Consider the following 22032-nt stretch of genomic DNA (forward strand, 5'->3'; position numbering starts at 1 on the left):
CGCCTACCCCAACAACACCGCATCCGCCGCCGCAACCGACTCCGCGCTCTCCGTCACCGTGCGCTCGAGCGCGCCCGCCTGCACGGTGATGTTCTCGGCGAAGAAGCGCGCCAGCGAGACGTAGCGCGCGGCGTCCGTGTTGCCATCGGATTTCGCGGCAAGCGCTTCGGACGCCAGCATGCAGCCGCCGAGCGTGGCCCCGAATTGCTGCAGATACGGCGTCGCGCCGGCGAGCGCCTCGTTCGGCGCGGACGCAACGCGCTCCAAAAGCCATCTGCTGGTGCGCGTCAGGGCCTCCAATGCCTCGCGCAATTTTACGCCCGTGGTGCCGAAGGCGGGATCGTTGGAGGCTTCGACCTGCTTCACGGTTGCCGAGAGCTCGTCGAGCAGCGCCCACACCGACGCGCCGCCATTGGCGGCGAGCTTTCGCGTCACGAGGTCGATGGCCTGGATGCCGTTGGTGCCCTCGTAGATCGCGGTGATCCGCGCATCGCGATAGTGCTGCGCCGCGCCGGTCTCCTCGATGAAGCCCATGCCGCCGTGCACCTGCACGCCGAGATAGGCGACCTCGTTGCCGATGTCGGTCGAATAGCCCTTGGCCATCGGCGTCAGCAGCGCCGCGCGCGCGGCGGCGTCAGCGCGCACCTTCGGATCCTTGGCGCGCGTGGAGACGTCGATTGCGACGGCGGTCGCATAGCAGATGGTCCGCGCCGCCGCGGTCTGCGCCCGCATCCGCATCAGCATGCGCTTGACGTCGGGATGCACGAAGATCGCGTCCGAGCCGTCGCCCTTCTTGCCGACCGCGCGGCCCTGCTTGCGCTCTTGTGCATAAGACAACGCCTGCTGATAGGCGCGGTCGGCAACGCCGACGCCTTCGAGGCCGACGCCGAGACGGGCCTGGTTCATCATCGTGAACATGCAGCGCATGCCCTGGTTCTCTTCGCCGACCAGGAAGCCGATCGCGCCGCCATGATCGCCCATGGTCATGGTGCAGGTGGGGGAGGCATGCATGCCGAGCTTGTGCTCGACGCCCGAGGCAAAAATATCGTTGCGCGCGCCGAGCGAGCCGTCGTCGTTGACCATGAATTTCGGCACCAGGAACAGCGAGATCCCCTTGGTGCCGGCGGGGGCGTCCGGCAGGCGCGCCAGCACGAAATGCACGATGTTGTCGGTCATGTCGTGCTCGCCATAGGTGATGAAGATCTTCGTCCCCTTGATGCGATAGGTGCCGTCGGCCTGCTTTTCCGCGCGGGTGCGCAGCGCGCCGACATCGGAGCCGGCCTGCGGCTCGGTCAGCTGCATCGTGCCGGTCCATTCGCCGGAGACGAGCTTGTCGAGATAGATTTTTTTCAGCTCGTCGCTGCCATGCGCGTCCAGCGCCTCCATCGCCGACGCCGTCAGCAGCGGGCAAAGGCCGAAGGCGAGGTTCGAGGCGCTCCAGATCTCGGTGCAGGCCGCGTTGATCGCGACCGGCAGGCCCTGGCCGCCAAAATCCTCGGGCCCGGAGACTGCGTTCCAGCCGCCCTCGGTCCAGCGCTTGTAGGCATCCGGCCAGCCCGGCGCCGTCGTGACCTTGCCGTCGGTAAGCTTGATGCCGTGCTCGTCGCCGACCTTGTTGAGCGGCGCCAGCACGTCGGTTGCGAACTTGCCGGCCTCTTCCAGCACCGCGGCGACGATGTCGGCATCGAAATCGCCGTAATGACCGGCCTCCACGGCGGCCTTCAGGCCCGCGCCGTGGTTGAGCGACAGCAGCATGTCAGAGATCGGCGCGCGGTAGGTCATGGCTCACTCCCCGTGGACAGGTCTTCGCTAGACAGGTCTTGGCGCCGTATTCCCATGAAACGGGGGAGGTCTCAACTGTCCGCAGGAGGGCGGAAGAATTCCCGTCGGGAACGGGGCGGCGTCGCGGTCATATAAGGTATGGCGCGGCGCCCCCGCCGGCTGCGGTATTTTGGCCCTCCGGGCGGTTGAAATGCCGCGTCTCTCCCTATAGACCGGCACCACTCGAGGGAATCTGCGGTAGCGCGTGCCGCCGCCGTTTCCGAGGGCCTGTTGGGGCGTAGCCAAGTGGTAAGGCAGCGGATTTTGATTCCGCCATTCGGAGGTTCGATCCCTCCCGCCCCAGCCAGATTTCCCACACAGTCTGCTGCGCAAGAATACCATGGCAGGGCACTGATCACATCGCATTCGACCGAAATGGCCGGGGATGGCAGCTGGTTCAAAGAGAGCGCGTGGAGGCAGCGGCCGTGTCAAGCTCGAGGAGGTTGCCCGCAAGGCCAATGTCTCGACCGCGACCGTATCGCGCGCGTTCAACGAGCCCGGGAAGGTTTCCGAAGAGGTCAGGCAGCGGGTCAAGGACGCCGCACGCGCGCTGAACTGGATTCCGAATGCCGCCGGAAGGGCGCTGGCCTCGCGCAGGACGCATATCGCCGGCGCCATCATCCCGACGCTCGACAACGAAATCTTTGCCCATCAGATCAGCGGCATGCAGACGGTCTTCAGTGAACGGGGCTTCACGCTGTTCCTGGGCTGCTCGAACTACGATCCGGACGAAGGGTTGAGGCAGGCCGATGCCATGCTTGCGCGCGGCGTGGAAGCGCTGGCCGTGGTCGGTGAAAATCATCCTCCCGAGCTTTTTGACGCGCTCAACTCGCGGCGCATCCCCTACGTCGTGACATACTCCTACGACAAGCTGTCGCCGCACCCGTGTATCGGCTTCGACAATCGGGCCGCCTTCGATCGGATGACCCACCACCTGCTGTCTCTGGGCCATCGTCGGTTTGCCGCCATCTTTCAGCCCGACACCAACAACGACCGCGTGAGGGAAAGGCTTCGCGGCATCAGCGAAGCGCTCGCGGCCGCGGGACTGGAAATGGCCGCGCAGGATCTGATGATGGGTCCCTCGACGCTGGAATTCGGGGCGGCAAGTTTTGCGAGTTTGATGACGCGAGCGGTCGAGGCGCGGCCGACCGCGATCATCTGCGGCAATGACAATCTGGCGCTCGGTGCGCTGATGGCTGCGCGGGAGTCCGGCCTGGAGGCGCCCAGGGATTTTTCCATCACCGGCTTCGACGATCTTGCGATTTCATCGCGCTTTTCGCCCGGACTCACGACGATGAGGGTCGACAATCAGCAGATCGGCATCTTGGCGGCCAACGAGCTCCTCGCTGTGATCGCAGGCGAGCAAGGGCAGGCACAATCCCGGGAAATCGTACCTGTTCTGAAGATCCGCGAGAGTGCCGGTAAGGCCAGGGGCCGCTGAGCAACAAGCGGCAAGGGCAACCGCCGTCTCATCAACAAGCGCAAACGCTCCGCAGGCAGCCCGCTTGACAGCTGTGATGTAAGCGCTTACATGACGCCGCATCAAAAGCCATGAAAGCAACCGGCGGGCCCCTCGCCGGGATCGGACGGAGAGGAAACGATAATGCGCGACAGCCTTTTGCGGTGGGTGAGAAACTGTTCGATGGCGGTCTCTCTGCTCATGCCGGTGATGGGAACGGTGAGCCCGGCGACCGCCGAGGAGAAGCTCGTCGTTTGGTGGAACAAGGGCTACTACAAGGCCGAGGAAGACGCGCTGCTCGCCGTCGTCAAGAAGTTCGAGGCCAAGACCGGGGTCAAGGTCGAACTGTCGCAATATGCGACGCAGGACATGATGCCGAAGCTCGTGGCGGCGCTCGATGCGGGCAGTCCGCCCGACGTCAGCTATGCGGACACCTACCATTTCCAGGGCGCCGGCAAGTGGGCGTCCGAAGGCAAGCTGGTCGATCTCGGCTCCGTGCTCGCGCCCATCAAGGGCGAGTTCTCGCCGGAGTCGCTCGAAACGGTGATGCTGTACAACGACAAGACCAAGGCAAAGGCCTACTACGCCTTCCCGTTGAAGCAGGCGACGCTGCATCTGCACTATTGGAAGGACATGCTCGAGGAGGGCGGTCTCAAGGAGACCGACATCCCGAAGGACTGGAAGGACTTCTGGTCGTTCTGGTGCGACAAGGCGCAGCCGGCCGTGCGCAAGGCAAGCGGCAAGCGCGTCTACGGCATCGGTCATCCCATGGGCGTCGACGCCACCGACAGCTTCATCTCGTTCCTGGTGTTCATGGATGCCTACAACGTCGTGCTCGTTGACGACAACGGCAAGCTCCTGGTCGACGATCCCAAGGTGAAGGCGGGCCTCGTCGCCGCCATGAAGGATTACGTCGAGATCTCCGCGAAGGGCTGCACCCCGCAATCGGCGACGAGCTGGAAGGACCCCGACAACAACGTCGCCTTCCACAACAAGACGACCATCATGACGCACAATTCGACGATCTCCGTCCCCGGCAAATGGCTGGACGATGCCGGCAACGAGACGCTCACCCCCGAGCAGCGCGATGAGGCGAAGAAGAACTATTCCGACCGCATCCGCACCATGGTCTGGCCCAACAAGCCGGATGGCACACCGGTCCACACCCGGGCCTCCGTGGTGGTCGGCCTGATCTTCGAGCAGGCCAAGAACAAGGAGCGGGCCAAGGAGTTCGTTTCGTTCCTGCTGCGCGATGAAAACCTGCAGCCCTATGTCGAAGGCGCGCTCGGCCGCTGGTTCCCGGTCAAGACCGCCGCACAGAAGTCCGCCTTCTGGGACGGCGACGTCCATCGCCGTGCCGAGCGCGACCAGTTCTTCGCCGGCGTCGGTGGTTACGAGATGAGCAAGAACTACAAGTTCACCACCCTCTACAGCGAGAACGTCTGGATCAAGGCCGTGAACGCCATCGTCACCAACAAGGTGCCGGTCGACAAGGCCGTCGACGACATGATCGCGCGCATCAAGGAAGTGGCTGGCAACTGACCGCCAGCCACGCCCCTGACGCTCACGCGTTGCAAGACGCGTGAGCGGTTCGAGGTCACCGTACCTGCAGGCGAAGCTCCGTGGAGATCGTGCATGTCTCTGATCACCGTCTTCGGCTCGATCAATGTCGACCTCGTCGCTGGTGTCGACGCGATTGCCCGCCCCGGCGAGACGGTTCTGGCCAGCGGCTATGTCACGCTGTGCGGCGGCAAGGGCGCCAACCAGGCGGTCGCCGCCGCGCGCGTGTCGTCGCAGGGGCGCGTGGCCATGGTCGGCCGGATCGGGCGGGATGCGTTCGGCCAGCTGTGCATGGACAATCTTGCGGCCAACGGGGTCAACGTCGATCGCGTCACGAGGGGTCCGGAGCCGACCGGATGCGCCTTCATCGCCGTCAGCACAGACGGAGAGAATGCCATCACGGTTGCGAGCGGCGCCAATGGATATCTTGCGGCTGAATTGATGGATGCGGCCGAACTGTCCTCGGCGACGACGCTTGTCCTTCAGATGGAGGTGCCGTTTCCGGCCTCGCTCGCCGTTGCGCGGCGCGTCCGCGCGGCGGCAGGCCGCGTGATCTGGAATCTCGCGCCGGTACCGGAGCGCCTGAGCGGAGCCGATCTGCGCATGCTCCTCGAAGCCACGAGCGTTCTCGTCGTGAACGAGCACGAGGCCTGCGTCGCGGCGCGGCGATTGGGCTGGACCGGCGAGCGCTTCGAAGCCGCGGCGGCGTTTCTCACAGCCACAGGTGCTGTGACCTGCATCGTGACCGCGGGACCTCTGGGAGCCCGCGCGTGTCATCCGGACGGCACGCACCACGCCGTTGCGGCCGAACGGATCATCCCGATCGATACGACCGGGGCGGGCGACACCTTCGTCGGCATTCTGGCGGCAGGGCTCGACGAGGGCCGCGGCTGGCATGAGGTGCTTGCCCGCGCGTGCCGCGGAGCCTCGCTGGCCTGCCTTGCACACGGCGCGCAGAGAGGCATGCCGACCGCCGAGGCTCTGTTGTGAGGGCCGCCGGCGGACTGCCGCATGTGTTTTTCCGCGAGAGACTTTTCCATCTCGCCGATGTCAACGTTTTTGGAGTTAGCCTGTGACTGCAACCATCCAGGGCATCATTCCCGTGATGCTGACACCGTTCACTGAAGCGGACGCGATCGACTATTCCGGTCTCGAAAATCTCATCGAATGGTACATTGCCAATGGCGCGGACACGCTGTTCGCCGTGGCCCAGTCGAGCGAGATGCAGTTCCTGAGCCTCGAGGAGCGCGTCGCGCTGGCGCGTTTCGTCGTCGAAAAAGCAGCCGGCAGGGTGCCCGTCATTGCGTCGGGCCATGTCAGTGAATCCCGCGACGATCAAGTGACGGAGCTGATCTCGGTCGCCGCAACCGGCGTGGATGGATTGGTGCTGGTGACGAACCGGTTCGACCCGAAGGGGCAGGGCGGCGCCGTCTTCATGGATAATCTGCGCCATCTGCTCGATGCGCTGCCTGCCGATCTTCCCCTCGGCCTCTACGAATGCCCCGCGCCGTTCCGCCGGCTCCTGTCCGACGACGAATTGGCGTTCTGCGCCGACAGCGGACGGTTCGCGATCCTCAAGGACGTGTCCTGCGACCTCGCGACCGTGAAACGCCGCGTCGCACTGACGCGCAATTCATCCCTCGCCGTCGTCAACGCCAATGCAGCGATCGCCTTCGATGCAATGAGGGCCGGATCTGCCGGCTTCACCGGCGTGTTCACGAATTTCCATCCCGATCTCTACAAATGGCTGTTGGCTCACAGCTCTGAGCATCCGGCGCTGGCGGACGATCTCTCCGTCTATCTCGCGCTCGCGGCGATGGCCGAGCCGATGGGATATCCCAAGCTGGCGAAGCTGTACCATCAGAGGCTCGGCACGTTCTCGTGCGCCCGCAGCCGGGCCGTCGATTTCGACATCCGTGAGCGCTTCTGGGCGCTCGACGCCTTGCTCGACAAGATCATGCAGGGGCAGGAAAACTTTCGCGCCAGGATTGCGGCGACGCGCTGACCAGATCACGGATGAGGCTGCGGCGGATGCCGCCTGTCGGCAAGCTCCAGGACGGCAGGACATGGACGAGCCGGCGGGATTTCAGCGGGACGTCGGGCAGCACGGAGAGTCCTCCGCCGGCATGTCGGCTAGGCCGGAGGGGCAACCGAAGCCTGGAGCGAGAGGGCATTCTCCATCGCGGCACCCAGCGTCGTGTTGTCAAATATGCACCAGACTTCACTTGATGAAATCAACGTGGACATTTGCTCACCAAGCTTGCTCACGAATTTGTCGTCATAAGCCGAGTAATAGACACGAGGCGACCCGTGCAACCGGAAATAACGCAGGCCCTGCCATCCTCCCGGCTGGTCCGCATTTAAGGCGCGGGCCGGATCGGCCCCCGCGCGACTGATGTGTCGCTCGGCGAACCATTGCTCGACATCCGGTGTAAACCAGCTTTCATGACGCGGCTCGCAAACCAGTGCGGCGTGTGATTCTTGCCGCAACGCTTCGAAAAGCACGTGCGCCTCGCGCTCATCAAAGATCTTGCGCGGCGGAAACTGGATGAGAAAAATTGCGAGCTTTGCCGCAAGCCCCGCGTTTTGCTCAGCGCGATATTTGTCTTTTTAGAAGCGCGGGCAACGCTGGCGGCCGGTGTTCACTCCGTCGCTTCCATGTGGTTTCGGTCCACGACCCGCAGCGTTCGCCGCACCATGCCCTCGACAATTGCCGCCGACTCGCTTGGACGTAGATAGATCGCCGTGGACTTCAGCAGCCATGGCAACACGGCCTGCTCCAGCCGCTCCTCATAGGCGTGGCGCATCATGTCGAAAGCCTGCAGGCCGGGCCCCGCCAAGATCATATGGTGTGGGCGCAACACGGATATCGTCGCCGCGACCGCCTCGGCAAGCGCGCGACCTGCCTGCTGGAATAGGTGCTCGAGACGGGGATCGCCGCCTCGTGCTCGTTCCCGCAGCAAGGCCATCTGCGCCTCGGAGGGCTGCTGCGAGGCCGCCGGCGGCAAGTCGAGGAAGGTCCGGGCGTCCCGGTAGAGCGCATAGTCGGCGAGATGGGCTTCGATGCAGCCGCGCTGGCCGCAGCGGCATTGCGGCCCGTTCGATCCCAGCTTGATGTGGCCGATCTCGCTGCTGGCGCCTGCGCCCCAGCGCGCTTCACCGTCGACAACGACGCCCATGCCGACGCCGTGGCCGACCATGATCGTAGCCGAGAGGCCCTGCGCCAGTGACGGCTCCGCGGCGCAAAGACCGAGCGCAACTGCGACAGCGTCATTGGCCATCACGACTTCGGCGCCGAATGCCTGGCGCACCGGCTTCGCCAGATCGATGTCGGTGACGGATAGCGCCGGGCTCCACAGATGCCGGCCGGTGTCCGCGTTCACGATACCCTGCAGGGCAATGCCGATTCCCAGCAGCCGATGGCGCGGTGTGGCCGTCGCCTCCAACATCGCATCGATCTGCGCGATCACGAGATCGCACAACGCGCCGGTGTCGAGAGCCCGCGTAGCAATTTCGAGCCGCGATTGCGCCAGGCTGGAGCCGCTGAAATCCGCGATCAGTGTTTCGATCAAATTCATGCGCAGCGAGACTGCGATGATGCGGCCGAACTCCGGGTTCAGGGTCAGCAGCACGGCCGGCCGGCCTCGGCGGCGGCCATTCACATCCTCTTCGTCGGGATCATCGGACCATGATGTTGCCGCGGTGTCGCTCTCGCAGAGCAACTCTTCCGCTATCAGTCTCGACGTCAGGCCGGAAACGGCGGGGAAGCTCAATCCCGTACTCCGGGCGAGTTCTACACGCGGCAGCGGTCCCTGGCGTCGCAAGACTTCGACGAGCCGGCCGCGGTTCGAGTCGCGGGCCATGCCTGAATTACGTCTCCGCGGCTCAATCTGGTCAATCATGCTGTCTCTTTAATTTATTAGGTGAAATTAATAACCGCGCCTCTACCGAGGTGTGACCGAAAAAGCACAGGAAGAGTGCGTCATTACGACGCTATATTTACTAATTCTATCCTCCATGTACTATCTCCACTTGAAGAATGGAACATTACATCCTGTTTTTGATGTTTTGCTCTGCAACATTCATTCGCCGCGTAAATAAAACAAGGCGCAAAGCGCCGTGAAGCCCCTCGTCGGGGGGTGACCAATGGGAGGTGCACATGAACGGATCAATGAAAAAATTGATAGTCCCGCTGCTCGCGGCCGCTGCGCTCGCGATGGCCACGGGGATGGCTCAGGCCCAGCAGAAAAAGACCATTGCGCTGGTCACCAATGTCGCGGCCGACTTCTGGACCATCGCAGGCCGCGGGCTCGAGAAGGCGCAAAAGGAGCACCCGGACTACAATATCGAGTTGATCGTCACCAACGATGGAACGGCGGCAGGCCAGCGGCGCGAGCTGGACGACTTGCTGGTGCGCGGCGTGGCCGGCATCTCCATCTCGGTAGACGATGCGTCGCACGCAACCGAAGTGCTCAACAAGGTTGCGGCCAAGACCGTGTTGATCACGACGGACAGCGACGCGCCGCAGAGCAAACGCCTCGCCTATATCGGCACCGACAACGTCGCGGCGGGGCGGCAAGCAGGCGAGGAGATCAAGAAGGCGCTGCCGAACGGCGGCAAGATCGCGCTGTTCGTCGGCACGATGGACGCGGACAATGCCCGCGAGCGGGTGCAGGGCATCAAGGAGGCGATCGCCGGCACCAAGGTCGAGCTGGTCGACGTCTTCACCGACCAGGTGGACTCCGCCAAGGCCAAGGCGAATATGGAGAACGTGCTCGTCAAATATCCCGACATTGCGCTGTTGTCGGGGCTTTGGAGCTACGAGACACCGCTGATCTATGACGCGGTCAAGGCGGCGGGCAAGGCCGGCAAGGTGAAGATCGTCGGCTTCGACGAAGACCAGCGCACGCTGCGGGGCGTCTCGGACGGCACGATCGAGTCGACGGTCGTGCAGCAACCATACGAGTTCGGCTATCTCTCGGCGACCAACATCATCAAGACGCTGAACGGCGACAAGTCCTGGATCCCGGAGGGCGGCAAGCTGATCGTGCCGACCAAGGTGATCAGCAAGTCCAACGTCGCAGACTTCACCGCAAATCTGAAGGACCTGCTGAAGAAGTGATTCTTCAGCGCCTTTCGGCGCCCGGCTGCCAAAGCTGCCGGGCGTCGTGCGGGAGGAAATGAATGGCGGAAATCCTGTTCGAACTCGCCGGCATCAGCAAGTCCTATCCCGGGGTCATAGCGCTCGACGATGTCAGCCTCCGCGTGAGCCGTGGCGAAGTGTTGGGCCTGATCGGCGAGAACGGCGCCGGCAAGTCGACGCTGATGCGCGTGCTGGGTGGCGTGGTCGCGCCGAGCGAGGGGGTGATCCGCATCGGCGGCCAGGAGCATGCCCGGATGACGGTGACCGAGGCGACCAAGGCCGGCATCGCCTTCGTGCATCAGGAGCTGAACCTGTTTGAGAATCTTGACGTCGCCGCGAATGTTTTCATCGGACGCGAGCCGCTTGTCGGAGGCCCGCTGAAGCTGGTGGACAACGCGCAGATGCGCGCTCGCGTGAGCCCGCTGCTGGCGCGGCTGGGCGCCGATTTCACCCCGGACACGCTGGTCGACGATCTGTCCATCGCCGAGCGTCAGATGGTGGAGATCGCCAAGGCGCTCTCGATCGACGCCCGCGTGATCATCATGGACGAGCCGACCTCGAGCCTGACGATTTCGGAGACCGAACGTTTGCTGGAGGTGATTGCCGACTTGAAGGCGCACGGCATCGCGGTGATCTACATCTCTCACCGGCTCGGCGAGATCATGACCTGCGCCGACCGCGTCGTCGTGCTGCGCGATGGGCGCACGGTCGGGGAGCTTGCGCGGCACGAGCTAAGCCATGCCGCAATGATCCGACTGATGATCGGCCGCGACCTGAAGGCGCTGTATACGCCGCCGAAACGGCCATCGCAGCCGGGCGGCTGCGATATCGCCGGCCTCGTGACGTCAGCCTTTCCCGACCGGCAGATCGATCTTTCCGTGCGGCATGGCGAGATCCTCGGCTTGGCAGGGCTCGTGGGTGCCGGCCGCACCTCCCTTGCCCGCGCGGCCTTCGGCATCGACCCGCTGCTGGGCGGCGAGATCAGGATCGATAACGCAGCGGTCGGGGTCGCATCGCCGCGGGACGCGATCAGGCAGGGAATCTATCTGGTGCCGGAGGACCGCAAGAAATCCGGGCTCGTGCTGGAGCTGCCGATCCGCGAAAACGTGACGCTCGCCAGCCTGCTGAACTACGCGCGGATGTGGCTGGTGAGCGGCGTGGACGAGCGCAAGGTCGCGAAAGAGCAGGTGAGGCGTCTCGCCATCAAGGCGCCGAGCATCGATATGGAGGCGGTGACGCTCTCCGGCGGCAACCAGCAGAAAGTCGTGTTGGGCAAGTGGCTTTCCATGCAGCCGCGCGTGATGTTCTTCGACGAGCCCACCCGTGGGGTCGATGTCGGCGCCAAGAGCGAGATCTACGCGCTGATGCGCGAACTCGCCGAGCAGGGCGTCGCGATCGTGATGATCTCCTCGGACATGGAGGAGGTCATCGGCGTCTCCGACCGGGTGGCCGTGATGCATGAAGGCAGCGTCAGCGGCGTGCTCGAGCGCCCTCAGTTCAGCGAATACAACGTGTTGCGGCTAGCAATGGGCCAGGCGCTGGAAACCGTGGAAGCGGCTGCGCCATGATCAAGAAGGAACTCGGCCTCGGGTTGCTGCTGGTGGTGATCTCCGCCATCACGGGCGCCATCAATCCGGCCTTCCTGTCGCTGGTGAACTTGCTGAATATGGCCAATCTGATCGGCCTCTTCGGTGTGTTCGCGCTTGGCGAGGGGCTCGTGATCATCACCGGCGGCATCGACCTTTCGCTCGGTTCGATGTTCGCGCTGCTCGGTGTCGTATTCGTCGATCTTCTGACGACCTATCAGGTTCCCTGGCCCATCGCGCTGCTGGCTGTGCTGCTTGGCGGTCTGACGCTGGGAGGAATCCAGGGTTTCCTGATCACCCGGCTGAAAATGCAGCCGTTCATCGTGACCCTGTGCGGGTTGCTGATCTATCGCGGAGCCGCCCGCTACTATACGACCGATTCGACGCGCGGCTTCGGCTACGGCGACGAGGCCGGGGCACTGAGCGACATCGCCTCCGGCAATGTGGCCGGTGTCCCGAACTCCTTCATCCTCCTCATCATCCTTGCGCTGATTCTCGGCGTGCTGCTGCACCGTTCGGTCTACGGGCGCTGGCTTTATGCCGTCGGCAAAAACGAGGAAGCGGCACGCTTCTCCGGCATCAGCACGAATATCGTGATCGCAACCGCCTATATCATCAGTGGCGGACTCGCCGGAGTTTCAACGGTCTTGTTCGTGTTCTACACGAACTCGGTCTCACCCAGCTCCTTCGGCAACTTCTATGAGCTCTACGCGATCGCGGCAGCCGTCCTGGGTGGGTGCAGCCTGCGCGGCGGCGAGGGCTCCATTCTCGGTATCGTGCTGGGGACGGCGCTGCTGCAGGTGCTGCAGAACCTCGTCAACATCCTGGGTATCCCCAATTCGCTGAACTTCGCGGTGATGGGGACAGTGATTCTGATCGGCGTGCTGGCGGACCATCAATTGCAGGCCCGTCGGCGGCGCAAGCTGGCGCTGGCCGGCCTCGCTCGCACGGCGCCGAGATCGACACTTGTGCAAGGACAGCAGGGCGCATCACCGCGCGGCGCGGACGCGTTGCCAGTGAGAACAGGCGATCAGGCATGACAGATCCAGGCTCCAGTTGACACGGGACCGCTTCGTCGGCGGCTGAAATGGTGCGCGGTGGAGAAGGAGACGTTCCAGGCTCGAGGGCTTTGGGCAGGGACGTAAGGCAAAATCGACAAAGCCTGAGACGGCGGGAGGACGAGAGAAATGGTGTGCAGGTTTGTAAACACCGCACGTGCGTGCGGTGTGGGGATTGCTTTCTCATCTCTGTTGAGCGGTGGAGTATATGCGGCCGATCTTCCAATGAAGGCGCCGCCTGTTCCCTACGCCACGGCTGATGATTTCTGGACGAGACCATATCTTTTCGGTGACCTTGGCAGGACCAAGCTGAAGGAGCAGGGCATCGAGCTGGGCCTGACGCTGGGTAATGAAACCGTCGGCAACGTGTCGGGCGGAGACAGGAACACCGCGGCCAACGCTGGACAGTTGTGGTTCGGGGCCAAGCTCGATATGGCCAAGCTGGCCGGCATCCCGGGCGGCACGATCGGTCTCACGCTGGTCGATCGCTTCGGAAAGAACCTGAATACCGAAGCGGGCATTCCGGCCCTGCAGCTCACCAACGAAGTGTTCGGCCGCGGCAATATTCTGCGCCTGACCCAGCTCTACTACTCGCAGAAGCTCTTCGATGATCGCCTCGAACTCAAGGGCGGCCGTCTTCCGGTCGGCTCGGACTTCTTCTTTGGTCTGTGCGAGTTCATCAACCTGACGTTCTGCGGCGGCCAGCCGGGCAACATCCAGGGTGGCTACATCTACAACTGGCCGGTGAGCCAGTGGGGCGGTGTCGCCCACTTCAAGGTGGCCCCGGAATTCACGGTTTCGGTCGGCGTCTACGACGCCAATCCGAATTATCTGACGACGTCGGATCCTACCGTTTACTTCCTGCCGGGCATCCCCGCCTCGAGCCCGGCCAGTGGCGTGCTGGTGCCGGTGGAGTTGGTCTGGGCGCCGAAGGGTCCCCTGACAGGGACCTGGAGACTTGGCGGCTGGTATGACAACGCGTCGACAATCGATGGCGGCCTTCCGGGTGTCATCAGCACCATCCCGGGCATCGGTGGCGTCCCGGATCAAAATCTCGGGGATCAAAGAGGCCGCTACGGCGTCTACGAGTCAGTCGTGCAGCGGTTGACCGTTGACGGCCCCGGCGCGGTGGGTTGGTATACCTTCCTCAATACGACGTGGGCCGATCACCGGACTGCGTATCAAGACTACCAGATCGCCGGGGGCTTCCGGCACACCGGAACGTTCACCTGGCGTCCCCAGGATGAAGTCGGCTTCGCGGTGGGTACGACGCACGTGAATTCGGCGGCCCTCAGCCCCAATGCCGGCGGCAACGAAGTTCCGATCGAAGTCTGGTATGGCTGGCAGGCGACCGGCTGGCTGAACCTCAAGTTCGACGCCCAGTATGTGATCAATCCCGGCGGGCGCGGCTACAACGCCGTCGGCGTGAAGACCGACAATGCCGTGGTTCTTGGTATGCGCACCGAGGTCCACTTCTGATGGGACGCTCGCCTCGTGATGCGCAAAATGGGCATGCCCGTCCCATTTGAGCGCACACAACATGCGGCGGCTCCGCCCTCAGCGGAGCCGCCGTGCAACCGAGACTTCGGGCGTTGCCGCTGTCAGGCGCAGCACTTGGCTAGTGCCTATCCCTCGTATTGGTCCGGGCCCATCGCCCAGGAAGCCTCGTCGTAGCCGAACGCATAGTTGCGGTTGTTGATCGCCGGATTGCGATTGACCATCGGCCGCATGAACATCGGGTGGGTGGCGCTGCGCACCTCGTGCTCGACCGTGAACAGCGGCTTGCCGTTGTCGAGATCGACGATGTCGCAGAACCGGTACTGGTATCGATTGTCCTCGCGCGAGACCAGGTTGCGCGCCAGCAGCCGGCGGTAAGGGCCGGAGAAGTCGGTGATGTACATCTGCACATGGTGGCCGTCATAGTCGCCTTGCGGCCGATCGGTCTCGCGGAACAACAGATGCTGGTCGCGGCCCGTCTTCACGGCGGCGACCGTGCCGTCGCCGTTCCACAGATCGGATGGCATACCCATGATCTCGGGATAGAAGGCGCAGATGCTAGCTGCGGATCCCACCGGCACGTCGAACTCGACATAGGGAATGCCGAGCGCGATGCGCCCGAAGCGCGCGGCGTCCGGCTCGTAGCAGCGCAGGCGGTTGCCCCACGGACAAACCGCTTCGACATGGTCGTTGTGCTCGGTGAAGGCGAACGCCGTGCCCTCGAGCTTCTTGGCGACTGACGCAAGGCGGGCGAGCAGCGCCTCGCGGCCCGCGACGACCAGCCCGACATGACCGCGCAGCACCTGCGGCCTGCCGCTCGGCAGATGAAACTGGCTGCGTCCGGCGTTGATCCACATGTTGGTGTCGGACACCATGAGGTAGGGATCGCGGGTGAGCCCGAGGCCCGTGACATAGAACAGGGTGGCGAGGCGCTGATCCGGGACCTGGATATTGACGTGCTCGAGATGGATCGCGTTGCCGAGATCCTCGGTGGATCGATCGAATTGTTGCGGCATGGATGTTCGCTTCTGGCTGGGGACGGACGCGGCATATTAAAGCAGAATTTCCGCCAGCCGAAACGGCTGGCCGATGACATCTTGAGGGCAGGTTTGTTGAGGGCAGGGCATGATGTCCGTTGCGACCTTGCCGTGACAGCCAGTCCCTGTAATCTGACAAAAACTGGGGGACGGAAGGATGCGGGGAGTTTTGGCGGGCGTGCGCGTTCTCGATTTCGGTCGTTATATCGCAGGGCCCTATTGCGCGACCTTGCTGGCCGAATTCGGCGCCGAGGTCATTCGCGTGGAGAAGCGCGACGGCAGCGAGGATCGCTTCGTGGCGCCGGTCGGCGAGGGCGGCGAAGGCGCGCTGTTCCTTCAAATCAACCGCAACAAGAAGTGCCTCACGCTCGATCCGATGAAGCCGGAAGGGCAGGAGGTGATGCGCCGCCTGGTCGCGACCGCGGACGTCGTCGTCGCCAATCTGCCGCCGCAGACCCTGCGCGCGATGAAGCTCGACTACGAGCAGCTGAAGGCGATCAAGCCCGACATCATCCTGACCACGGCAACCGCGTTCGGCGGGCCGGGGCCCTGGTCCGACCGCGTCGGCTTCGATGGTGTCGGCCAGGTCATGTCGGGCGCGGTGTACATGACGGGCGCCGGCGATCCGCCGTACCGGGCCGCGGTCAACTGGGTCGATTTCGGAACCGCGCTGCATTGCGCATTCGGCACGCTCGCCGCGCTGATCGAGCGCGGCAAATCCGGACGCGGGCAGATCGTCGAGGGCGCGCTGCTTGCGACCGCTCTGTCCTTCACCAATGCCACGCTGATCGAGCAGGCCCTGATCAACGTCAATCGCGTGCCATCGGGCAATCTCGGCCAGACCGCTGCGCCGGCCGACATCTACCGCACCAAAGACGGTTGGGTGCTGTGCCAGGTCACGGGGCATCCGCTGTTCAAGCGCTGGGCCAGGCTGATGGGCGAGGAGGAATTGTGGCTGAACGATCCGCGCTTTGCCGACGACATCAGCCGCGGCAATAACGGCCCCGTCATCAGCGAGCGGATGGCGCGCTGGTGCGCCGAGCGCACCACGCAGGAGGCCGTCGACACGCTCGGACAAGCGATGATTCCGACCGGCCCCGTGCTGAGCCCGCAACAGGCGCTGGATCATCCGCACATCCGCGCCGCCGGCTTCATGCAGGACGTCGACTATCCCGGCCTGCCGAAGCCCGCCCCGGTGACACGCGCCGCCGTCCGCCTCTCGGAAACGCCAGGCGAAATCGCGACGCGCCCGCCGACACTCGGCGAGCACACTGATCTCATCCTGACCGAGCTCGGCTACGACAAGGCCGCGATCGCGGCGCTTCGGCAAGGTGGCGTCGTCTAGCTCGGAAGGGCAGGGCGATCGCACAGGGCAGCTGAGAGGTTGCCGGACGTGCTCGGCCTGCATGGTTCGAGACGCCCGCTATGGCGGGCTCCTCACCATGAGGGTCTGGCATCTCGCAGCGAACCGCGAACCTCATCCTGAGGGCCCGCCGTAGGCGGGCGTCTCGAAGGATGGCCGCAGACAAAGCTTCCCGCCACGTTTCGGTCCCTCCGCGATAGCAAACTCACAGCGAGCTGCCGCCGCAGATGACGAGTTGCTGTCCGGTGATGGCGGCGGCGTCCGCCGAGAGCAGAAATGCCACGGCGTGCGCGACTTCCTCGGCGCGGATGTAGCGGCCGATCGGCGGCAGTTTTGGCGCGACATCGGCGCGCGAGGGATCCTTCAGCATCGGCGTCTCGGTCGCTGCCGGCGCGACCACGTTGACGGTGACGCCGCGCGGCGCGAGCTCGATCGCCCAGGACCGCGCCAGCGCCACCAGCGCCGCCTTGGTCGCGGCATATTGCCCGCGGCCGGCCGCGCCCGATGCGGTGCGGCTGCCGATGAAGACGATGCGCCCGCCCTGCGTCAGGCGCGGCGCCAGAGCGTTGGCGAGACGTTCCGCGACGTCGACATGCAGCCGCCACATCGCAGCGCTGTCGTCATGGTCGAGCGATCCGAGCTGCCCGACCTTGAGCATGCCGGCGGCATGAACCAGTGCGGTCGGCGCGATGTCCGCGACGGCGGCTGCGATGGCGTCGACGTCGGCGAGGTCGAGTGACACATGATCGAAGGCCGGATGGTCGAACGGTCCGAGTCGTCGGCTGATGCCGGTGACGCGCCAGCCGTCGCGCAGCAGGCGCTCGACGATCGCCGCACCAATTCCCGAGCTGGCGCCGGTGACGAGTGCGTGCGGCCTCTTGTCCATGATCTCAGTCCCGTGTCACCCAGTTCTCACCCAGCTCTCGTCACCCATGCCTCGCTCACGCGCACATATTTGATGGCGCGGCGATGGAATGTGAACGCCATGTGGATCGCGCCGTCGGCGGTCTGTTTGACGGACGGGTAGGACAGCTCGCGATTGGTCTGCTCGCGCGAATTGTTGGTCATGCAATAACCATCGCCAGTCTCGACGTTGCGCCGGGTCCAGCTTCGTCCGTCGTCGGCCGAAATCGCCAGCGTCATCGGTGCCCGCGGCGCGCCCCAGAATGCGGTGCGTCCATCGATCCTGCTGCCGTCGCCGGCGATCACGGGGGGCAGGTCGTCCTCGATCTCGTCATAGAGCGAGAGACGGCGTCCGGTCGCGTCATTGGCGCTCGAATCGTTGGACACGAGCGCGAGATGACCGTTGCCGAGCGCCGTGACCTGGATCGAGGAATTGTTGTTGGGAAGCACGGTCGCAACAGGTGCCGACCAGGTGCGGCCCTGGTCGGTGGACCGGCTTTGATAGATGTTGTCCGCCCAGCGGCTGCGATACAGCGCAAGCAGCGAGCCGTCCTCGAGGCGGGCGATGCACATGTGCACGCAGCCGCGGCTGCCGGGGACGTCGACGTCGCGCCAGGTCGCGCCGGAATCGGACGAGATCTTCACCGCGCTGGTGTCCTCGTCGCCGTTCCATTTCCGTCCCGGGGTGCTGTGACAATAGAACACCGGCAGCAGCCAGTCGCCATTGTCGAGCACGACGATCGGCTGGCGGATGAAGGTGCCGCGGCCGCGGTGCTCGGGAAACAGCGTCTCGATCGGGCCCCAGCTCTTGCCGTCGTCGCGGGACAGGCGGCGGCGGATCAGGGCGGTGTCCTGGTTTCCCGCGAGCTGCGCCGTCCACATCAGCCACAGCGTGCCGTCGGGTGCGGGAAACAGCACCGGGTTCTGCTCCGAGCGCGCGGTGTCGTCGGACAGTTTTTCGGCGCGCGACCATTGCGTCGCGCCGCGAGCCAGGCGCGAAAAATACACCGATATGTCCGACATGCCCTCCTGCGTGCCGCCGAACCAGACGCAAGCCAGATCGCCATTGGAGAGCGGCATCAGATTGGCAGCGTGGTTCTGCACGCAAGGCGAGGGAATGAAGGCGTCGAACCGGTCGGGATCGCCGGCGGCCGGGCGAACGAGGCCGTCGGCGGCGATCTCGATGTCGGTGGTCGCGATCTCGCCACCGATGATCATGTCGAAGTCCTTTCCACGAAAGCAGTGGGCGGCGCCGCCTGCGGCGTCGCGGAGGCGGCGGGAGCGCGGCCCAGCGCCAGGCGCTCGATCGCCATCACGAGCAGCGGCGTCGCGGCGGCGACATACATGTTGTCGATGCCGAAGGGGTTTCCGAGCATGTACCAGAGCGTCGTCGAGACCGCGGCGCCGATCAGGCCTGCGGTGGCGCCGCGGTTGCTGGCGAACAGCGGCAGATAGAAACCCATCATCGCGATGATCGTGATCGACAGTCGCAGCGCGCGGGTGAAGAACGACAGCTTGAGGATCTCGGGGACGAAGAACACGAACACCAGCGGCGCGATGCCGATCACCACCGAGAACAGGCGGGTCATCTTCAGCTCGCGCTCCGGCGTCGGCTTCCAATAGGGGACGTAGAAGTCGCGCACCACCAGCGAGGCGATGGCCAGCGCGACGGTGCAGACGCTGACGAAGATCGAGGCGACCAGCGAGGTGGTCACGAAGGCCGAGACCAGCGGCGGCATCTTTTCCAGAAACACCGGCAGCGCGTACAGGCTGTTCATGTCGGGATAGAGGAATTTCGCGGCAACGCCGATCAGTGCGAGCAGGAAGCCGAGCGGCAGACAGAACGCGGCGGCATAGAAGGTGGCCTTGCGGGCATCGTCGGCGCTCGGGGTCGAGGAGATCGCCTGGACGATGAACTGGGTCGAGAAGATCGCGCCGACCGTGCCGAAGGTCCAGGCGAAGATGGTCGCAAAGCCGATCTTGCCGTCCCAGCTGAAATAATGGGCGGGCAGCTTGGCCTGCATCGGCGCAATGCCGCCGGTCAGCGACATCGCGACCGTGAAGATGATGACGATGCCGACGACCTTGAAGGCGCTGTGCAGGATCGTCACCCAGGCAACACCCTTCAATCCGCCGAACACGTAATAGAAGGTGCTGACCACGGCGATGACGCACATCGCGAGCGGCAGGCTGACATGCAGCGCCGTGGCGATCGCAGCCGAGCCGCTGATGTAATTGCCGACGTTCACGAGCAGCAGCGCGTAGATCATGATCACGGAGACCGTGAGCATGGTCGACTTGCCGTATTTCTGCGCGATCGCGGCCGAGATGGTGTATTCGCCGGAATTGTAGAGCTTCTTCACCATCAGCAGGCCGAACAGCAGGAAGCCGATCGAGGCGCCGAGCACGGCCCAGCCCGCCGCCATGCCGGACTGGAACGCTTCCTGCGCGGTGCCGACGGTGGATTTGGCGCCGACGAATTCGGACATCATCAGCACGCCGACCACCACGGCCGGCATCGCGCGCCCGCCGGTCATGAACTGCTCGCTCGTCCTGCTGCGCAGCTTGAGCGTGAGCCAGGACGTGAAGGCGATGTAGGCGACGATCATCGCGACGATGAGCGTGCTGTCGCCATTGAGGATGGCTTGCATCGGTGACGTTCCTCCGGTGAACGTGGACGCGGTGTTGAGCCCGCTCTGTCCGACTGATAATGTTCGGAATGCGAACAATTGTTCTTGAGGATTATTAGACCCGTCCGGAGGGCGTGCGTCAAGCGCGCGGGCCGCGGGCAAGCGCCGTCAACGGCGTTGCCAAAGTGTGTTCAACGGGTTGCCTGGAAGGAGGAACGTCGGCAGCCTGCCGAGGGGCTATGCGGAGCGATCGATTAAGGTGCGCCGATCAGGTGGTCGGCCCTCATCGTCGGCTCCCGCATCAAATGCGGGACGCCGCAGCCGCATCGAAGCGCCGCCGCGGGGCGGCGGGTCGTCGTCGTCATCCAGCTTGCGTAGTGCGGCGAGGATGTCCGCGAGCCGGATGGTGTGGTCCATGCCGGGAATCTCGCGCAGCGCGGGATGGGATTCAACGGCGTACATGTCCGAGGCCCACGACGACAGGATGATCCGCTTCTCCGGTGTCGAGAGGCTGCGATCGCCAAGGACGGCGCCCGGAGATGCATAATAGGCGGCGGGATGAAACAGCGGGTTGAGACCGCCGGTGGTCGCATTGGCATTGGTCATGGTTGTCTCCCTCTACACTCCTTCCGAAGGGATGGTTCTCGATCGGCGGACGGCGACCCCGGTCGCCATCCGCCATGCTGGTTGCGGCAGTGCCGAACCCCTGCGACAAGGCTAGGCCGCCTTCCTCTGCTCGATCCGCGGTGACGAAGCGCCCGCGATCTGGATCTGGCGCGGCTTCATCGCGTCCGGAATCTCGCGCACGAGATCGATGATCAAGAGACCGTCCTGGAAGGCGGCCTGCTTGACCTGGACGTAGTCGGCGAGATTGAAGACGCGGCGGAACGGGCGTGCCCCGATACCCTGGTAGAGGTACTCGCGCGCGGCGCCGTCGGGCTTCCTGCCCTCGATGGTGAGCGCGTTCTGTTCGGCGGTCACCGTGATGTCGTTGACGCCGAATCCCGCCACCGCCAGCGTGATCCGGTAATGGTCTTCGCCGGAGCGCTCGATGTTGTAGGGGGGATAATTGTCCTCGCTCGCCTGGCGCAGCGTGCTGTCGACGAGGTCGGCCAGGTGGTCGAAGCCGATGGTGGAACGCCACAGGGGCGCAAAGTCAAAATGGGTCCTCATACCAAGTCCTCCAAAGAGCAAGATGGATACGAAGGAGCGCGAGACAGGGGATCGGACCAAGTCCGAAGCCCCGGCCGGCGCCCGCGCCGGACCCGATTGGGCATCCGGCACACCGCTCTCGCGGCGAAAAACGACTTAGAATGGCGGAAGAACCTTGCAAGAGGGGGGACGAAAATTTCTTTGGCGGACGGCGGCGGCCGCCCCCAGGGCCGGCAGGCGGCAAGGGAGCCTCTTGACAGAGGGAGCGGCCCGAATATTTTTTCGCGCCGGAAGATTCCTCTTCCGACACCGCAAAATCGAAAAGGACCGTGAAAGACCGTCTGGAGTGACGACGATGCTCGATCAAGAGATGCTCGATCAAGACTTGCTCGATCAAGACTTGCTGGATCAAGACCTTCTGGATCAAGACCTGGCCCGCATTCGCGCGCACCGCAACAACCTCTTCCGCTACCGGCGCTTGCTGAAGACGAAGCTGTCGGGCATCGAACGGCGGTATATCGAACGACGCCTCGCCGAGGAGCAGACCGCGATCGAGGCTCTTGCCGGCGCCGCCTTCCCCGTCGCATTCACCCTCCCGAACACGCCATCGGCCTCCGCCGGGACGGGAGCGCAACGATGAGCGACGTCCGCGACCTCCTCATCCGCAGCAGCGAGAAGGTGATCTCGCACTATCGCCTGCTGCTGGCCGGAGCCAGAACCGAGAGCGAGCGCGCACTCTACCGGAGCAGGATCGAGCGCGAGCAGCGCCTGCTCGACGTGCTGCAGGGCGGCTTCCCGGATCGGGCGGCGGCATGACGGCACT

Annotated in this window: 19 protein-coding genes, 1 tRNA gene and 2 pseudogenes; 12 read left to right on the forward strand and 10 right to left on the reverse strand. The window is 64.3% G+C overall.

Annotation, left to right across the window (positions count from 1 at the left end; all coding sequences use genetic code 11):
* Positions 1-3 precede the first annotated feature (3 nt).
* A complete protein-coding gene (locus IVB31_RS23125) occupies positions 4-1782 on the reverse strand; it encodes an acyl-CoA dehydrogenase (protein WP_247328071.1) in 1779 nt (592 codons plus the stop codon).
* A 271-nt stretch (positions 1783-2053) separates the two neighbouring features.
* On the opposite strand from IVB31_RS23125, the gene IVB31_RS23130 reads away from it, so the two are divergent.
* The 5 genes from IVB31_RS23130 to IVB31_RS23155 all read left to right on the forward strand — a co-directional run bounded on the left by IVB31_RS23130 (position 2054) and on the right by IVB31_RS23155 (position 6845).
* Positions 2054-2128: transfer RNA gene (locus IVB31_RS23130), tRNA-Gln, on the forward strand.
* Between the two features lie 78 nt (positions 2129-2206).
* Positions 2207-3262, forward strand: coding sequence for a LacI family DNA-binding transcriptional regulator (locus IVB31_RS23140; protein WP_256464347.1), 1056 nt, complete (start codon positions 2207-2209; stop codon positions 3260-3262).
* A gap of 201 nt (positions 3263-3463) precedes the next feature.
* Positions 3464-4822, forward strand: a complete 1359-nt coding sequence (locus IVB31_RS23145) for an ABC transporter substrate-binding protein (protein ID WP_247328073.1) — start codon at positions 3464-3466, stop codon at positions 4820-4822.
* A gap of 93 nt (positions 4823-4915) precedes the next feature.
* A complete protein-coding gene (locus IVB31_RS23150; protein ID WP_346730891.1) occupies positions 4916-5830 on the forward strand; it encodes a ribokinase in 915 nt (304 codons plus the stop codon).
* Between the two features lie 82 nt (positions 5831-5912).
* On the forward strand, positions 5913-6845 hold the full coding sequence (locus IVB31_RS23155) for a dihydrodipicolinate synthase family protein (RefSeq protein WP_247328075.1): 933 nt from the start codon (positions 5913-5915) through the stop codon (positions 6843-6845).
* A gap of 25 nt (positions 6846-6870) precedes the next feature.
* On the opposite strand, the pseudogene IVB31_RS23160 reads toward IVB31_RS23155, so the two are convergent.
* The 3 genes and pseudogenes from IVB31_RS23160 to IVB31_RS23170 form a co-directional block, all read right to left on the reverse strand.
* Positions 6871-6966, reverse strand: a pseudogene (locus tag IVB31_RS23160) (LysR family transcriptional regulator); the annotation flags it as partial.
* 7 nt (positions 6967-6973) lie between these two features.
* Positions 6974-7414, reverse strand: a pseudogene (locus tag IVB31_RS23165) (DUF72 domain-containing protein); the annotation flags it as partial.
* Between the two features lie 68 nt (positions 7415-7482).
* The gene (locus IVB31_RS23170) at positions 7483-8742 is read right to left on the reverse strand and encodes an ROK family protein (protein ID WP_247328077.1); all 1260 of its coding nucleotides are present in this window, start codon (positions 8740-8742) and stop codon (positions 7483-7485) included.
* 257 nt (positions 8743-8999) lie between these two features.
* On the opposite strand from IVB31_RS23170, the gene IVB31_RS23175 reads away from it, so the two are divergent.
* The 4 genes from IVB31_RS23175 to IVB31_RS23190 all read left to right on the forward strand — a co-directional run bounded on the left by IVB31_RS23175 (position 9000) and on the right by IVB31_RS23190 (position 14106).
* Positions 9000-9962, forward strand: coding sequence for a sugar-binding protein (locus IVB31_RS23175; protein ID WP_247328079.1), 963 nt, complete (start codon positions 9000-9002; stop codon positions 9960-9962).
* Between the two features lie 62 nt (positions 9963-10024).
* Positions 10025-11551 carry a sugar ABC transporter ATP-binding protein gene (locus IVB31_RS23180; protein WP_247328081.1) on the forward strand — a complete coding sequence of 509 codons (1527 nt, stop codon included), beginning with the start codon at positions 10025-10027 and terminating at the stop codon, positions 11549-11551.
* Positions 11548-12609 (forward strand): ABC transporter permease, encoded by a 1062-nt coding sequence (locus tag IVB31_RS23185; protein ID WP_247328083.1) that lies wholly within the window; start codon positions 11548-11550, stop codon positions 12607-12609. Before IVB31_RS23180 ends, IVB31_RS23185 begins: the two co-directional genes overlap by 4 nt.
* A gap of 147 nt (positions 12610-12756) precedes the next feature.
* Positions 12757-14106, forward strand: a complete 1350-nt coding sequence (locus IVB31_RS23190) for a carbohydrate porin (RefSeq protein ID WP_247328086.1) — start codon at positions 12757-12759, stop codon at positions 14104-14106.
* A gap of 146 nt (positions 14107-14252) precedes the next feature.
* On the opposite strand, the gene IVB31_RS23195 is transcribed toward IVB31_RS23190, so the two are convergent.
* On the reverse strand, positions 14253-15140 hold the full coding sequence (locus IVB31_RS23195) for a hypothetical protein (protein WP_247328088.1): 888 nt from the start codon (positions 15138-15140) through the stop codon (positions 14253-14255).
* 178 nt (positions 15141-15318) lie between these two features.
* Here IVB31_RS23195 and IVB31_RS23200 point away from each other — a divergent pair, with 178 nt between their 5' ends.
* A complete protein-coding gene (locus IVB31_RS23200) occupies positions 15319-16506 on the forward strand; it encodes a CoA transferase (protein WP_247328090.1) in 1188 nt (395 codons plus the stop codon).
* Positions 16507-16729: 223 nt separating this feature from the next.
* Here the strand turns inward: IVB31_RS23200 and IVB31_RS23205 are convergent, their stop codons facing one another.
* The 5 genes from IVB31_RS23205 to IVB31_RS23225 all read right to left on the reverse strand — a co-directional run bounded on the left by IVB31_RS23205 (position 16730) and on the right by IVB31_RS23225 (position 21230).
* Positions 16730-17410, reverse strand: coding sequence for an SDR family oxidoreductase (locus IVB31_RS23205; protein ID WP_247328092.1), 681 nt, complete (start codon positions 17408-17410; stop codon positions 16730-16732).
* 26 nt (positions 17411-17436) lie between these two features.
* Positions 17437-18645, reverse strand: a complete 1209-nt coding sequence (locus tag IVB31_RS23210) for an exo-alpha-sialidase (protein ID WP_247328094.1) — start codon at positions 18643-18645, stop codon at positions 17437-17439.
* Positions 18642-20078, reverse strand: coding sequence for a sodium:solute symporter family protein (locus IVB31_RS23215; protein ID WP_247328097.1), 1437 nt, complete (start codon positions 20076-20078; stop codon positions 18642-18644). The genes IVB31_RS23210 and IVB31_RS23215 overlap by 4 nt, the downstream gene beginning before the upstream one ends.
* A 216-nt stretch (positions 20079-20294) precedes the next feature.
* Positions 20295-20663, reverse strand: coding sequence for a hypothetical protein (locus tag IVB31_RS23220; protein ID WP_247328101.1), 369 nt, complete (start codon positions 20661-20663; stop codon positions 20295-20297).
* A gap of 111 nt (positions 20664-20774) precedes the next feature.
* Positions 20775-21230, reverse strand: a complete 456-nt coding sequence (locus tag IVB31_RS23225) for an Hsp20 family protein (RefSeq protein WP_247328104.1) — start codon at positions 21228-21230, stop codon at positions 20775-20777.
* 334 nt (positions 21231-21564) lie between these two features.
* On the opposite strand from IVB31_RS23225, the gene IVB31_RS23230 reads away from it, so the two are divergent.
* Together IVB31_RS23230 and IVB31_RS23235 are read left to right on the forward strand one after the other, a co-directional pair.
* Positions 21565-21849, forward strand: coding sequence for a hypothetical protein (locus tag IVB31_RS23230; protein ID WP_346730892.1), 285 nt, complete (start codon positions 21565-21567; stop codon positions 21847-21849).
* Positions 21846-22025 (forward strand): hypothetical protein, encoded by a 180-nt coding sequence (locus tag IVB31_RS23235; RefSeq protein ID WP_247328106.1) that lies wholly within the window; start codon positions 21846-21848, stop codon positions 22023-22025. The genes IVB31_RS23230 and IVB31_RS23235 overlap by 4 nt, the downstream gene beginning before the upstream one ends.
* Positions 22026-22032: the final 7 nt, after the last annotated feature.

It is taken from the genome of Bradyrhizobium sp. 21 (assembly GCF_023073335.1).
GTDB lineage: Bacteria > Pseudomonadota > Alphaproteobacteria > Rhizobiales > Xanthobacteraceae > Bradyrhizobium.

Excerpts from the sequence above, each read along its gene's own strand:
- IVB31_RS23170 (WP_247328077.1), bottom strand. The coding sequence starts at position 8,742 with ATGATTGACCAGATTGAGCCGCGGAGACGTAATTCAGGCATGGCCCGC.
- IVB31_RS23200 (WP_247328090.1), top strand. The coding sequence starts at position 15,319 with ATGCGGGGAGTTTTGGCGGGCGTGCGCGTTCTCGATTTCGGTCGTTAT.
- IVB31_RS23145 (WP_247328073.1), top strand. The coding sequence starts at position 3,464 with ATGGCGGTCTCTCTGCTCATGCCGGTGATGGGAACGGTGAGCCCGGCG.
- IVB31_RS23235 (WP_247328106.1), top strand. The coding sequence starts at position 21,846 with ATGAGCGACGTCCGCGACCTCCTCATCCGCAGCAGCGAGAAGGTGATC.
- IVB31_RS23175 (WP_247328079.1), top strand. The coding sequence starts at position 9,000 with ATGAACGGATCAATGAAAAAATTGATAGTCCCGCTGCTCGCGGCCGCT.
- IVB31_RS23140 (WP_256464347.1), top strand. The coding sequence starts at position 2,207 with ATGGCAGCTGGTTCAAAGAGAGCGCGTGGAGGCAGCGGCCGTGTCAAG.
- IVB31_RS23180 (WP_247328081.1), top strand. The coding sequence starts at position 10,025 with ATGGCGGAAATCCTGTTCGAACTCGCCGGCATCAGCAAGTCCTATCCC.
- IVB31_RS23210 (WP_247328094.1), bottom strand. The coding sequence starts at position 18,645 with ATGATCATCGGTGGCGAGATCGCGACCACCGACATCGAGATCGCCGCC.
- IVB31_RS23215 (WP_247328097.1), bottom strand. The coding sequence starts at position 20,078 with ATGCAAGCCATCCTCAATGGCGACAGCACGCTCATCGTCGCGATGATC.
- IVB31_RS23150 (WP_346730891.1), top strand. The coding sequence starts at position 4,916 with ATGTCTCTGATCACCGTCTTCGGCTCGATCAATGTCGACCTCGTCGCT.
- IVB31_RS23190 (WP_247328086.1), top strand. The coding sequence starts at position 12,757 with ATGGTGTGCAGGTTTGTAAACACCGCACGTGCGTGCGGTGTGGGGATT.
- IVB31_RS23185 (WP_247328083.1), top strand. The coding sequence starts at position 11,548 with ATGATCAAGAAGGAACTCGGCCTCGGGTTGCTGCTGGTGGTGATCTCC.
- IVB31_RS23125 (WP_247328071.1), bottom strand. The coding sequence starts at position 1,782 with ATGACCTACCGCGCGCCGATCTCTGACATGCTGCTGTCGCTCAACCAC.
- IVB31_RS23205 (WP_247328092.1), bottom strand. The coding sequence starts at position 17,410 with ATGGACAAGAGGCCGCACGCACTCGTCACCGGCGCCAGCTCGGGAATT.
- IVB31_RS23195 (WP_247328088.1), bottom strand. The coding sequence starts at position 15,140 with ATGCCGCAACAATTCGATCGATCCACCGAGGATCTCGGCAACGCGATC.
- IVB31_RS23230 (WP_346730892.1), top strand. The coding sequence starts at position 21,565 with ATGCTCGATCAAGAGATGCTCGATCAAGACTTGCTCGATCAAGACTTG.
- IVB31_RS23220 (WP_247328101.1), bottom strand. The coding sequence starts at position 20,663 with ATGACCAATGCCAATGCGACCACCGGCGGTCTCAACCCGCTGTTTCAT.
- IVB31_RS23225 (WP_247328104.1), bottom strand. The coding sequence starts at position 21,230 with ATGAGGACCCATTTTGACTTTGCGCCCCTGTGGCGTTCCACCATCGGC.